The 12,464-nt window shown below is 65.3% G+C and carries 11 protein-coding genes; 2 read left to right on the top strand and 9 right to left on the bottom strand.

Annotation, left to right across the window (positions count from 1 at the left end):
- Nucleotides 1-51 precede the first annotated feature (51 nt).
- Both KVU_RS12630 and KVU_RS12625 read left to right on the top strand, forming a co-directional pair.
- The gene (locus tag KVU_RS12630; RefSeq protein WP_013382893.1) at nt 52-264 is read left to right on the top strand and encodes a hypothetical protein; all 213 of its coding nucleotides are present in this window, start codon (nt 52-54) and stop codon (nt 262-264) included.
- 63 nt (nt 265-327) lie between these two features.
- The gene (locus tag KVU_RS12625; protein WP_014538091.1) at nt 328-1,083 is read left to right on the top strand and encodes a HEAT repeat domain-containing protein; all 756 of its coding nucleotides are present in this window, start codon (nt 328-330) and stop codon (nt 1,081-1,083) included.
- On the opposite strand, the gene KVU_RS12620 is transcribed toward KVU_RS12625, so the two are convergent.
- The 9 genes from KVU_RS12620 to KVU_RS12580 all read right to left on the bottom strand — a co-directional run bounded on the left by KVU_RS12620 (nt 1,070) and on the right by KVU_RS12580 (nt 12,375).
- Complete coding sequence (locus tag KVU_RS12620) at nt 1,070-1,354, bottom strand: DUF6525 family protein (protein ID WP_013382891.1); 285 nt, start codon at nt 1,352-1,354, stop codon at nt 1,070-1,072. The two genes, KVU_RS12625 and KVU_RS12620, sit on opposite strands and share 14 nt — an antisense overlap.
- Nucleotides 1,354-2,565 carry a GTP-binding protein gene (locus KVU_RS12615; RefSeq protein WP_014538090.1) on the bottom strand — a complete coding sequence of 404 codons (1,212 nt, stop codon included), beginning with the start codon at nt 2,563-2,565 and terminating at the stop codon, nt 1,354-1,356. The genes KVU_RS12620 and KVU_RS12615 overlap by 1 nt, the downstream gene beginning before the upstream one ends.
- A 92-nt stretch (nt 2,566-2,657) precedes the next feature.
- Nucleotides 2,658-3,572, bottom strand: coding sequence for an MBL fold metallo-hydrolase (locus KVU_RS12610; RefSeq protein ID WP_014538089.1), 915 nt, complete (start codon nt 3,570-3,572; stop codon nt 2,658-2,660).
- A 71-nt stretch (nt 3,573-3,643) separates the two neighbouring features.
- Nucleotides 3,644-4,474, bottom strand: coding sequence for a DUF58 domain-containing protein (locus tag KVU_RS12605; protein ID WP_013382887.1), 831 nt, complete (start codon nt 4,472-4,474; stop codon nt 3,644-3,646).
- A gap of 4 nt (nt 4,475-4,478) precedes the next feature.
- Complete coding sequence (locus KVU_RS12600; protein ID WP_013382886.1) at nt 4,479-5,483, bottom strand: AAA family ATPase; 1,005 nt, start codon at nt 5,481-5,483, stop codon at nt 4,479-4,481.
- A 3-nt stretch (nt 5,484-5,486) separates the two neighbouring features.
- Entirely contained in the window at nt 5,487-8,969 is a 3,483-nt protein-coding gene (locus KVU_RS12595) for a vWA domain-containing protein (protein WP_013382885.1), read from the bottom strand.
- Nucleotides 8,966-10,396, bottom strand: coding sequence for a hypothetical protein (locus tag KVU_RS12590; protein WP_014538088.1), 1,431 nt, complete (start codon nt 10,394-10,396; stop codon nt 8,966-8,968). Before KVU_RS12590 ends, KVU_RS12595 begins: the two co-directional genes overlap by 4 nt.
- Before the next feature lie 9 nt (nt 10,397-10,405).
- Entirely contained in the window at nt 10,406-10,876 is a 471-nt protein-coding gene (locus KVU_RS12585) for a hypothetical protein (protein WP_013382882.1), read from the bottom strand.
- 65 nt (nt 10,877-10,941) lie between these two features.
- Nucleotides 10,942-12,375: an alkaline phosphatase gene (locus tag KVU_RS12580; RefSeq protein WP_013382881.1), complete on the bottom strand. Its 1,434-nt coding sequence runs from the start codon at nt 12,373-12,375 to the stop codon at nt 10,942-10,944.
- Nucleotides 12,376-12,464: the final 89 nt, after the last annotated feature.

The raw sequence follows: 12,464 nt of genomic DNA, 5'->3' as shown, positions 1-12,464 counted from the left end.
CAGCATTGGCCGCCTGCCCCCATCTGATGCCCGAGGGCGGCACCCCGGCCTATGTCGCCATCACCCCCCGAGGATGGCTCGATCCGTATTTTCCAGGCGAATGGCGCACAGACGCAGGTGCTGGACGATCTTGGCTTTGCCCATGGTGCGATCATGGCCGACGGGCGCGCGGGTCATTTCATCTCGATGCCGCGTTTTCACGTCTATCCTACGACGTTTGCCGCGATGAACGACACGCTGGATCAGCTCGAGCAGCATTTCTGATCTGGAACTTTGGCGAGGCCTGCGCCACAATGTTGCGAACAAACAACGATCACAGGCCCCGCTATGCGTCGCATCACCGACCTCGATCCCGCCTATGTTGCGGCGCTGAACGCAGGCGCAATCCCCAGCGCTACATTGACCGAAGGGCTGGCGATTGATTTCGCCGCCCTGCTGCAAGCCGCCGTGCCCGCCCTGCCAAGTGCCGCCTGTGCGCAGATGCACGCGGCGGCGGGCGAGGGTATTACCCGCCGCATGGCCAAAGCCGCGCAGTTGATTGCAGACCACCAAGGCCTCGCCGCGCTGCCTGCACTGATGGATCATACATCGGACACCGTGCGCGGCTGGGCCTGCTATCTGATCGGCGGCGCCGACAGTCTTGCCCTGCCCGCGCGGCTCGAGATGATCCGCCCGCTGGCCGATGATCCCCATTTTGGCGTGCGCGAATGGGCGTGGATGGCCGTTCGCCCCCATATCGCAGCTGATCCTGCGGCGGCGATCAGCTATCTGACCGGCTGGACGGATGACCCGTCCGCACGAATCCGCCGTTTCGCAAGCGAGGCCACCCGACCGCGCGGCGTCTGGTGCGCGCATATCACCAGCCTGCGCCAAGACCCCGGCTCTGCCCTGTCCCTGCTGCAGCCCCTGCGCGCCGATCCCGCGGCCTATGTGCAGGATTCGGTGGCAAACTGGTTGAATGATGCCAGCAAGGACCGCCCCGATTGGGTGCGCGCGCTTTGCGCAGACTGGCTGGCGGAAAGCCCCGCCCCCGAAACCGCGCGCATCTGCAAACGTGCGCTGCGCACGGTTAACAAGCGCTGATCAACGGATGCGCCCTGCCCCAGATCTTGGGGCAATCCTTGGCCAACATCCGCGCCTCGGCCAGGTCCATACGGGCCAGCGCCCGCGCGGGATCGCCTCCGCATTCGCGCAGCGCGCGCCGCCACAGCTTTTGCACGGAACGCGGGCTCCACGGCAGCGCCGCGCGCGCAAGCCAGGCGCGGACATCGGGCGGCAGGCGGTCGAACTGATCCATCGGACGCGGATCAGCCCGCCGGCGCAGGGATGTCGCGATATTGCGGCGCGCAGGCATCAACGGCGCCACTGCGGAAAGGGATCGGGCAGTTTGGCCCAGACCTTGGGCTGAAAGCCGTCCGTATCAACCAATGCGGCATCCAGCAGTGCCACCAGCGCCGCCTTGTCCATATCCGCGCCGATGAAGACCAGCTCTTGCCGGCGGTCGCCCCAGACATCATCCCAGCGGGCGCGCATCTCGGCCAAACTGTCGGGATGCGTCGGCCAGCGCTCTTGCGGCACTGCGGCCCACCAACTGCCCAGCGGCACCACGGTCGACATCGCCCCGGCAAGCGAAAATTCCACCGCCCAATCGGGCCGCGAGGCGATCCAGAAATGCCCCTTGGCGCGAATGACGCCCGGCAGATCCCCATTCAGCACCGCATGGATTTTCTGCGGATGAAACGGCCGCCGCGCGCGATAGACAAAGGATGAAATGCCGTATTCCTCGGTCTCGGGCACGTGGTCGGCAAAGCCGTAAAGCTCCTTTGCCCACATCGGATGCATATGCGCCTGATCAAAGTTGAACAGGCCGGTGTCAAAGATCGCATCGCCGTCGACGCGGCTGTAATCCGTCTCGATCACCCTCGCATCGGGGTTCAAGGCGCGGACGATCTTGCGCGCCTGATCCAGACGCTGGGGGCCAGCCGCGGTCGCCTTGTTCAGCACGACGACATCGGCGAATTCCATCTGATCGGTCAGCAGATCAACCAGCGTGCGTTCGTCGCCCTCGCCCAAGGACTCGCCACGGTCGGCGATGAAATCATGGCTGGAAAAATCGCGTGTCAGGTTTACGGCATCAACCACCGTCACCATCGTATCAAGACGCGCAACATCCGACAGGCTTTCGCCCAGCGCATCGCGAAAATCAAAGGTTGCGGCGACGGGCAGCGGCTCGGCAATGCCGGTGGATTCGATCAGCAGGTAATCGAACCGCCCCTCGGCGGCGAGGCGGCGCACCTCGACCAGCAGATCGTCGCGCAAGGTGCAGCAGATGCAGCCGTTGGTCATTTCGACCAGCTTTTCCTCGGACCGCGACAGCTCGGTGCCACCGCGCACCAGATCGGCGTCGATATTCACCTCGGACATGTCATTGACGATGACGGCGACGCGGCGGCCGTCCCTATTGTTTAGAATATGGTTCAGCAGCGTGGTCTTGCCCGCCCCCAGAAACCCCGAAAGGACGGTCACGGGCAGACGCGTGTCTGTGTTTGGCGATCTCGCTGGCATGGCGCTCTCTGGTGTAATGTTATAATATTACACTTCATAAGCAAATCACGCCGCAAAGGCAAGCGGGCAGGATAACCTGCCCGCCTTAACGTTTAGCCGAACTGGTAGCTGGCCGGCACATAGCCAAAGCCAGTGCCGCGCGTTTCGATAAAGCCAATTCCGGGGAACGGCATGTGATAGCCCGCAATCGCTATCCGATCCGTTGCCGCCAAATCCAGCAGCCTCCGTCGAGTCGCAGCGGCAGCGGCTTTGTCGGCATCGAACACAACCTCCCATTCGGGGTTTGCCAGCGAAAAGACGTAATGCGTCGCAGCATCTGCAATGAACAGCAATCGCCGCCCTTCGTTTTCCAGATGAAACGCCATATGGCCCGGAGTGTGACCAAAAGCTGCGGTAGCCGTGATACCACCGACCACGGTGTCACCATCGTCCAAAAAGGTGAAACGCTCGGCCAACGGTCGCACATTCAGATCGAACCGTTCGTTCGCCTGCGTCGCCCAAAAGTCAAATTCCTGCTGCCCTGTAAAATAGCGCGCATTGCCAAACACAGGCGCGCCATCGGCCCCCATTACGCCGCCAATGTGATCAGGATGCATATGCGACAATACGATATGCGTTACATCGTCCGGTGTATAACCCGCGCCCTGAAGGGCCGATACAATACCTTCGGGCGATAGACCGGTATCGAACAGAACGACCTCTGCGCCGGTGTTCACCACGATCGGCGTGAATGAATTGACCGAGCGGTCGACAGGCACAAAGCCTGCCTCGGCGACAGCCGCAAAGTCTTCTTCGCTGGCGTCGGTGGCGTAAATCTCGCGCGGGTTATCCATCGGCATTGCCCCTGTCAGCAAGGACGTCACGCGGAAATTGCCCAGCGCGTGATCGCGGGCGGGGCCACCGGCGGCGGCCTGCGCATGGGCGGCGGCGGGGATCAAGGCGGGCAGCGCGGCGGCGGCTGGCAGGGCGGCCCCCGCAAGAAGGGCTTGTCGGCGTGTCAGCGTCATCGTCGTCCTCCATTATTGCATTTTTGCAATGGTAGAGGTGCAGGACGCTAGGGAAACTCACATTCCCGTGTTTACGCCAGCAAACCTTTGATGCGCATCTGCGCGATGACATCGCCCGGATCTGTCCCCTCGGGCAGATCAAAGAACCAGCCTTTGGCCAGCCGCTGCGTGCGGGCGTCCCACAGGGCCTGATATTGCGCCAGCATCTCGGGTGTCAGGGCGATGGTCAGCTCCTGCCCGGTTTCGGCATCCGCCAGCACCAGAACCCCGGAGCCAAGGCGGGTGGGGTCGACCTCGACCGCAGTGGTCAGGCGGATCACCACAGGCTCATGCCCGGCGCGGCGCAGCATATCCAGGTGATCCAGCGCCGCCGCATCCTGCCAGTCGCTGATCAGCAGCACGAGGCCGCCGCGCGGCAGATCGCGGGCAAGCGTGTTAAGGTGATCGGTGAAACGCGCCGCCGCGCCCGCCCGCGCCAGCCAATCAAGCAGCAGCGGCGCGCGTTGCACGCCCGACAGCAGCGGCGAAGGCACCCCGCCGCGCCAGACCCGCAATCCCTCGCCCCCGGCCAGTGCGACAAACCCTAGCATCGCCGCCAGTTGCAGCGCCACATCCCTACGCGCCGCCCCCATCGAGGCGCTGCCATCCACCACCACCGACACCGGCAACTGCCGATCCGCCGCATAGCTGCGCAGATAGGGCTGTCCAAGGCGCGCCATCAGGCGGTGATCCAGATCGCGGATATCATCGCCGGGCCGATAGGGACGGTGATCGATGAATTCCAGCCCCGCGCCGCGCTGATCGGATCGCCGCTCGCCCACGCCTGCGCCCGGTTTTGCATAAAGGGGCGCAAAGCGCAGATGGCGCAGGCGTTCTAGTGTCGCGGGCGCGATCGGCTGCATCGCATCAAGCCCTTGCAATCCGGTCGAACAGCTCTCGCGCCAATGCCTCGACCGACAGGCCGGCTGCCTGCCCTTCGAAATTCAACTGCACCCGGTGGCGGGTGATGGCGCCCAGCACGGCGCGCAGATCGTCAAAGCTGACATGGCTGTGCCCCTCGAGCAGCGCATGTGCGCGCGCGGCGGCCAAAAACGCCTGTGCCCCGCGCGGGCTGAGGCCCATGCGGAGATAGCGTTTCACCCGATCATCGCGACTGGCGCTCGGCTGGGTCGCCACGGCAAATTCCGCGATTGCGGCCAGCAGGTGGCTGGCGACCGGCATTGCGGCAGCCAGATCCTGCAATTGCACGATATCAGCGGCGCTCATGACAGAACTGGCCCGCGCAACAGCAACCTCGGCGCGGCCCCCAAGGATGCGCGTCAGGGTTTTGGCATCGGGGTAGTCCACATCCAAACGGAAAAGAAAGCGGTCGATCTGCGCCTCGGGCAGAACAAAGGTACCGTCCATCTCGACGGGGTTTTGCGTCGCCAGCACAAAGAACGGCCGATCCAGCCGCATCGTCTTGCCGCCTGCCGAGACGGTGAATTCCTGCATCGCTTCCAGCAGGGCCGATTGCGTGCGGGGGGTGGCGCGGTTGATCTCATCCGCCAGCAGCAGTTGGGTAAAGATCGGGCCGGGCTGGAATTCCAGCGTATTGCGCCCATCTGCATCCACCGCCAGCACTGTCGAGCCGGTGATATCGGCAGGCATCAGATCGGGCGTGAACTGGATACGCGCGAAATCGAGGCCGGTGGCCGCCGCGATCGTGCGCACCACCATCGTCTTGCCGACGCCCGGCGGCCCTTGCAGCAGCACATGGCCGCCCGCCAAAAGGCCGGTCAGCAGATGGGTCACCATCGCCTCTTGGCCCAGCACGATCTCATTGATCATCTGGCGGGCCGCGACCAGCTTGCCATGCACCAGCGCGAAGGCCGCCGGATCATCCAGCGCAGGAATGGAAGATACGGTCATAAGTCACCCCTTTCGGTGTAAAGTCAGGCGCGGCAGGACATAGCCGTACCGCCGCAAAATCTCGGCCAAAAACAGCGCCAACGCCAAGACGATCAGCCAGGGCCGCAGCACCAGATCCACCGTCGCGGCGCGCGCCTGCGTCGGGGGCCGCGCGGCGATCTCGGCGGCCAAAGCGGCGCTGTAATCTTGCGCCATATCGGCGGTCGGAATGATCCCGGGCAGGCCAAGGCGGCGCATACCATCACCGTCGTGCAGCATCAGACCCTGCGGCGCGGGACCAAGCGGCACGGTGACCTCGACCAAACCGCCCGCCGCCGCGCGCTGGGGCAGCGCCGTGCCATCCAGCATGACCTGCTGACCCGCAAGCAGGCTGACGACCGCCGTATCACCGGCGCGGCGGATACCCTCGGGCTGCGGCGCGGGCAGCACTTGGCGCAACGCCTGCGCTAGCAATAGCGGCGTCAGCCCCTGTTGCTGCCAATCTGCGCTCCACCGTCCGGTCATCGCCGTCGCCAGCGCGACAACCTGCCCCTGTCCATAGTGCCATCGCGCCAGCAGCGGCAGGGCGGTGCCATCGGGCAAAGCGGCTGACAGCAAGGGCGTCGCCTCATCCTTTAGACGCGTCCGCACCAACCCGCTGATCGGGCCGGGCGTATAGGGAACCGCGGCCTCGGCCATGACGGGGAACTGCCCCTCCTCGATCACCGCGCCGCGCAGCATCAGCGCCTCTTGCGCAAGGATCGAGGGCAGCGCCCCGAAATCGCGCGTATTGTGGAACCGCCCGCCGCCCAGCAGAGCGATATCCTCGGCAATGCTGGTCTCGGATGTCGAGCCGATGGCGACGGACGAGACCGTAATCCCCTCCGCGCGAATGGCGGCCAGCAATCCGGGGAAATCGGCCTCATCGCTCATCCCGTCAGTCATCACCACGATATGGCGCGCATCGGCGTCCGAGGCCCGCAGCGCCTGAAACGCCAGTTGCAGGCCAGGATAGATATTCGTGCCGCCCCCCGGTTGCAGATGGCCCAGCGCGGCGGCGATCCCCGCCGCATCGGGCAGCGGTCCCAGCGGCAGCGCAACCTCGGCCTCTGATCCGAACATCACAACGCCAAGGCTGCCGGTCTGCGGGTCCAGCAGGTTCGCGGCTGCGCTGACCGCCTGTTTCGCCACATCAAGGCGCGTCACATCACCCACCGTCTGGCTCATACTGCCCGAGCGGTCGAGGACAAACACCATCGCGATCCCCGGCCCCTCATGCGGCAGGCGCGCTGACAGCGGCGAGAGCGTTTCCAGCGGAGTCTCCAGATAGCCGCCGGGGCCGAAACTATGCGGGCCGCCCGCGATGACCAGCCCCAGCCCGTGATCCTGCACCCGGGACGCCAGCAATTCAGACTGGCGCATTTCCAGCGCAATCGCGGGCAGGTCCAGCAGCAGCGCCGCGTCATAGCGATCCCAGATATCCGGGTTCACGGGCACACGGCCGGGGGTCAGGGGGATCGCATCGAACCCCTGGTCAATCAGCATCCCTGCAACGGCGTCGCGCGGGCCATCATCTTGCGCAACAACCGCGATACGGGGCGCCGCTAGAGTGTCGCGCGGCAGAACCAGCCGGTTGTTATCGGGTGCGGGATCACCAACCGCCTGCAGCTCAATCACCACATCGACAGCGCCAGTGTCAGCCATGGCCAGCGGCAGATCGACCCGGTTCGCGCCAAGCTGCACATCCACCATTGTGCTGATCTGCTGTTCGCCCGCTGTCAGGGTCAGCGTCGCCTGCGTCGCCCGCTGCGCCGTTATGCCAAGGCGCGCAACCACCTGATCACCGGCATAGATCACCTGGGGCAGATAGGCTGCGGTCAGGGCGACATCCCCCGCCGGCGGCTCGGGCGCGGCGATATCGACGGTGACGCCGCTTGCCGCCAGACGCGCCAAGGGCTGCGCCAGATCATCGGGCAGCGCACGAGTGGTGAGTCGCAGCGCGCCGCCATGGGGCATCGCGGCGGCGGCCAAATGCAGCGCCATCGGATCGCTGCTGGTCAGCTCTGCCGTGCTGGGTGCCATGCGGGGCAGCGGCAACACGGGCCAAGCGGCGGACAAGGCAACCGCGCCCAGCGCCGCGCCGCGCCAAATCAACAACCCGCGCCCCGCGCCCGCGCGGCGGGCAAGCCAGCCCTCGGCCACCAGCGCCAGCGCTGCCAGGCCTAAAAACCATGCGGTCAAATCAAGAGGAAAGCGCAGCACCGGCAGCTCTGCCGCGATCGGGGCGACCAGCGGCGCGGGGCTGATCTGCAACACGGCGCGGCCCTCAAACCCATAGACCCCCGCCTGTTTGGCGATGACCCACGGCGCATCGACTGGCATCTGTTGGCCGTCCGCAGAGGTCAGCACCTGCCCGATCAGCGCGCGCGCCATGGCACAGGACTGTCCGATCAGACAGTGGCGCGCCCCCGACAACCCGGCCCAATCCAGCACACGGCCCGCCAGCAGCAGCGGCAATGTCTCGGCCATATTGGACTGCGCCGGATCAAACCCTAGCCGCAGGTGGCGCGGGCCCGCGGCCATCAGCGCGCCTTGGTCATTGGCCAGCAGCGTGATCTCATCCGCAGCGGGCGTGAAAGGCGCGGCGGTATCCAGCACCAGTGCGGGCCAGTCGATCCCGCGCAGCAGCGGGTGGTGGTCCTGCCAATAGGTGATGTGATGCGGGCCCGGGCGGACACCCTCGGGCAGGATAAGCCGCAGCCCGCCCCGCGCCGGATCGTCGCGCCCCCGCAACAGCGCGACATCCGCCGCATCGGCTGGCACCGCCCCATAGGCGGCAAAAGCCGCGTGCCACATTGGATCTGCGGCAGCAAAGGTGGGAGGCGCAAAGCGGAACTCTGGCGCGGGGGCTGCGTTATTTTCATGCGCGGCCAGCGGGATATGTGACGCGCCATCTGGCGCACCTGTAGGGGCGTGTGTGCTGAGGATGACAATCCGGCCCGGGTCCAACCGCTGCGCCAGTGCAAAGGCGCCCGCCCAATCGGGATTGCCCTCGCCCTGCTGGGGCGCAAGGCCCGCCAGCAGACCGGCCCGCGCGGATTGCTGCACAATCAGCGGCAAGGCTGCGCTATCTGTCGTGATGACGGAAACCTGCCGCCCCGCCGGGATCGCGTGATCCAGACGCGCCAGCGCGCCCGCCAGATCATCCCGCGCCGTCAGGGCGCTGTCATCGGCGATCACGAGCCAATGCTGATCACCCGCCACCTGCCCCCAAAAGGGCCGCGCCAGCGCCAGCACCAGTGCCAGCAGCGCCACGATCTGCCAGAACAGCGCCCAACTGGGACGCGGCCAGACACGCGCCGGACTCACCGCCTGCTGCGTTCCCGCCAACGCCTGCCACAACCCAAGCCCCGAAACGGTCACCCGCCGTTGCCGCCGGCCATGCAGCAGAGTAATCGCAATCGCCGGAATACTCAGCAACAGCGCTAGGGGATGCAGAAAGCTCATTCTGTTGCCCCCAGTTTCTCTGGGCCCAGTGTTTCTGGCCCCATTGCTTCTTGTCCGCGCGCGAAAAATCGCGCTGCAGCCCGTGCATCGGCGGCATCAAAGCCCTGTCGCTGCGCGGGGGGCAGGGTCTGGCGCGCATAGGCAGGCAGCCCGCCCACCGTGACATCGGCATAATCACCTGCCGCGCGGTCGGCGGCGGTCAGGTAATGCACCGGCGTATCGCGCGGCGTGATGCCCGAATAGATAATCGCCAGTGATTGCCCGGTTGCGGCAGGCGGCGGGGGTGGCGGCGCACCCGGCGGTGCGGCTCCACCCCCGCCGCCTGTGGCCTGCATACTTTCCTGACGCGGCGCATCCCCTGCCCCAGCCATATCAATCGCCAAACCGGGCTGCGGCGCGCCCTCACGCAATTGCGGCGGGATAAAGGTGGATTGGCCGGGCGCAGATGCGCTGCGGCTGTCCTGTGCCTGATCGGCGGTGGTCAAATCCAACGCATCCACCTCTAGCGACGCATCAAGGCGATTGGGTCGGCTGCGCTCACCCTCGCCCGCTGTAGCGCCGCCGCGCGCGGCAAGATCGGTTGTGACGCGCGGCGCGGCGCGGGTGGCGGGCGGCGGCGCATTGGCGGAAAATGTCATCTCTTGCCCGGCCCAATCGGCCAGGCGTTGCTGCGCCAGCGTGCGACTGACCGCAATGCCCGGATCGCCATCCGCCGTGCCGCCCAGCGCGCGGTTGATCGCAGCGCCCAAGGCTTGCACCTGCTGCGACGCCTCTGGCCCCGCTGTGCCCGCCGCAATCTGGCGCACCAGATCATCCATCTGCTGCGCAAGGGACTGCAGCCCCGCATCGCCGCGCCGCGCGGCCTCATCCGCAACACGCGCCGCCAAAGCCGCGGCATTCGCCAAGGGTGGCGGCGCGACAGCCTGCGCGCGCGGGCTGATCAGGATCAACAGCGCAACGGGCGCGACAATGGCCAAGGCAACCGCAGCCCGGCGCTGCACATGAAGGGCGGGCGATACGACTGATTTGAAAATCAACGGAAAACGCGGCGCGAGGGCCAGTGCCTCGGCATGGACGCGGCGGGTGAATAATGTCTGCGCGCCGGCGCGGGCCTCATGCTCCAGCCCCGTCGCAAGGGTGGCCGCACGGCCCAGCGCACGGTCGAAATCACGGGCCAGATGTAACGCGGTTGGCGCATCGCGCCGCAACCAAACCCAAGCCGCCAGCACAACCAGCGCAAAAGCCGCGATGGCCACGCCCCAGATCATCGCGGGGACAAGGCCAAAAAACCACGCAATCAGCGCCGCGATCAGGGCCGCAGTTGCCCCGATCAGCAGCGCGGCGCGCAGGCGGCGGTTGCGATCATGCGCCAGATAGGGCGCGAAAAGGGCGGCGATCTCACCCTCAGCGTTGATCACCGCCGCCATCATCCGCCCCTAGCGGTCGCGGATGATGAAATGCCCAATGGGCAACATGCCGGGCAGCAGCAGGGTAATCTCGCGCACATCCAGCGTCGGCGCAATAAAGACAGCGGTCCATTCCCCGACAATCTCGGGGTTCGGGCCGCCGGAATGGGGGGCCAGATGCAGCGCATCGGGCAGTTGCAGCGTGCCGCCTTCGCTCCAGACGCCGAAATCACGGTCGCCGGTTTTCAGATAGACACCTTGGATGACCTCGGACGGGGTCAAGTTCTCGTAAATCACTTCGCCTGCATAATCAGGCTCGAACGCGGTAAAGCGCGCCGTCACGGTTAAAATCTCACCCTCGCGCTGGGCGCGGGTCACTTCTGCGACCGCCCCAGCGGGGGTGAGTGTAAGGAATGTCTCGCGGATCTGCGCCAGCGCAGGCAGGCCTGCAACCGAAGCGGTAACCCCCGCGAGAAATAAGCGTCGAGAAATAAGCGTCATCACAATCCCAGGGCTAAACGCCGTAAAGGGGCAGCGCGCCGCCCCCTTTGGTTGGTATCTGCGGGTTACTGGGCCGCGACTTCGTCGATACCCATGGCGGTCAGTGCGCCGCGGAAGATATCGGTGTTGTCGAACCAGATTTGCGAAGCCGCATCAGTGGTATAGCGCGACAGACCAGTTTCCTCGGCCGCGATACTGCGGAAGTATTCCGAACCTGCACCATGGGCGAAGACCGGCACCAGCTCGCGGGTGTGGGTGTCCGAGTGCCAGCGCACCAGCGGCATTGCGCCTTGGCCTTGGTTCACGATCGGCTGGTAGGCGACGGTGTCCGACAGCGGGCCTTGCAGCAGGCCGTTGCCGTGGTCGGTGGTGACGATGATCATCGTTTCTTCCCACGACGAATTCGCCTCGACCCATTCAGCCGCAGCTTCGACAGCCATGTTGAAATCGATTTGCTCTTCGATCAGACGCGGCAGGTTGTTGGCGTGGGCCGCCCAGTCAACAGCGCCGCCTTCGACCATCAAGAAGAAGCCGTCTTCGTCAGCGGCCAGCACGTTCAGCGCGGCGCGGGTCATGGTCGGCAGGTCGGGCGAGTTTTCCAGCCAGTCGCCAAGGCCAACGCCCGGACGGTTGAACTGCAGCGTGGCCGAGTTCTGCACCAGACCGAACACTTTATCGCCGGTCAGGGCCAGATCGCCGTTTGCCAGCGCTTCGAAGTCGTCTTTGGTCTCGATCAGTTGGTAGGCGGTCTCGCCAGCAACCAGACGGTCCCAGACATCGCGGCCACCGACATAGCGGTAGGCGTTGTCCGACGGGGTAGCGACAGCTTGGCCGGCGGCGTCGAACAGCGGGTGACCGGCGCCCATGACGACAGTGGCCAGACCCGATTCAACGATTTCAGCACCGATCGCCGCATAGTCGTTACGCGACACGTTATGGGCCAGGAAACCTGCGGGGGTGGCGTGGCTCATTTGAACCGACGAGACGACGCCCAGCGCGCGGCCCGAGTCGACGACATATTCGCCGATGTGACGCAGCGATTCGCCGTTGTTCGACCAGTTGATCGAGTTGTTGTACGACTTTTGGCCCGAAGCGATAGCGGTCGCAGCAGCAGCCGAGTCGGTATAATCAGCGCGGGCATAGTCATAGCCCGAGAAGTAGCCAGCGTAGTTGCCCAGCGCGCCTTCATAAACGGTGTCGACGGCGGTGTCGGTCCACAGTTCAGCCGGGTCGAACGTCACGGTGCCTTCGTCCGAAAAGGTCGGCTCGGACGAGGTGTTCAGCGGATGCGTCGCCATATAGGCTTTCAGGTCAAAGCCGTCATAGACTTCGTGACCCAGTGCACCAAAACGATAATAGGTGCCGGCGCTCCAGCTTTCAGGGCCGGCGCCGTCGGTGATCAGCAGGATGATGTTCTTGGCTTGCTCTTGCGCAAGGGCGGGCGCCACAAAGGCAGTGCTAGCCAGCAGGGCGAGCGGAAGGGCTTTGATCGTTTTCATCGCGGTTCCTTTAAAGATCGGGATGCGGTTGCATCTGCGCGACCTTTAAAGCGGCGATCAGAACAGAAAGATGACGCGTTCGTGACAGT

Source organism: Ketogulonicigenium vulgare WSH-001, from assembly GCF_000223375.1.
Classification (GTDB): Bacteria; Pseudomonadota; Alphaproteobacteria; order Rhodobacterales; family Rhodobacteraceae; genus Ketogulonicigenium; species Ketogulonicigenium vulgare.
The sequence above is the reverse complement of the archived record's forward strand: the minus strand, read 5'-3'. Positions and strand labels throughout refer to the sequence as shown.

Coding starts and splice junctions, on each gene's coding strand:
- KVU_RS12590 (WP_014538088.1), bottom strand. CDS start 10,396: ATGGCGGCGGTGATCAACGCTGAGGGTGAGATCGCCGCCCTTTTCGCG.
- KVU_RS12625 (WP_014538091.1), top strand. CDS start 328: ATGCGTCGCATCACCGACCTCGATCCCGCCTATGTTGCGGCGCTGAAC.
- KVU_RS12580 (WP_013382881.1), bottom strand. CDS start 12,375: ATGAAAACGATCAAAGCCCTTCCGCTCGCCCTGCTGGCTAGCACTGCC.
- KVU_RS12615 (WP_014538090.1), bottom strand. CDS start 2,565: ATGCCAGCGAGATCGCCAAACACAGACACGCGTCTGCCCGTGACCGTC.
- KVU_RS12630 (WP_013382893.1), top strand. CDS start 52: ATGTCGCCATCACCCCCCGAGGATGGCTCGATCCGTATTTTCCAGGCG.
- KVU_RS12600 (WP_013382886.1), bottom strand. CDS start 5,483: ATGACCGTATCTTCCATTCCTGCGCTGGATGATCCGGCGGCCTTCGCG.
- KVU_RS12610 (WP_014538089.1), bottom strand. CDS start 3,572: ATGACGCTGACACGCCGACAAGCCCTTCTTGCGGGGGCCGCCCTGCCA.
- KVU_RS12605 (WP_013382887.1), bottom strand. CDS start 4,474: ATGCAGCCGATCGCGCCCGCGACACTAGAACGCCTGCGCCATCTGCGC.
- KVU_RS12595 (WP_013382885.1), bottom strand. CDS start 8,969: ATGAGCTTTCTGCATCCCCTAGCGCTGTTGCTGAGTATTCCGGCGATT.
- KVU_RS12620 (WP_013382891.1), bottom strand. CDS start 1,354: ATGCCTGCGCGCCGCAATATCGCGACATCCCTGCGCCGGCGGGCTGAT.
- KVU_RS12585 (WP_013382882.1), bottom strand. CDS start 10,876: ATGACGCTTATTTCTCGACGCTTATTTCTCGCGGGGGTTACCGCTTCG.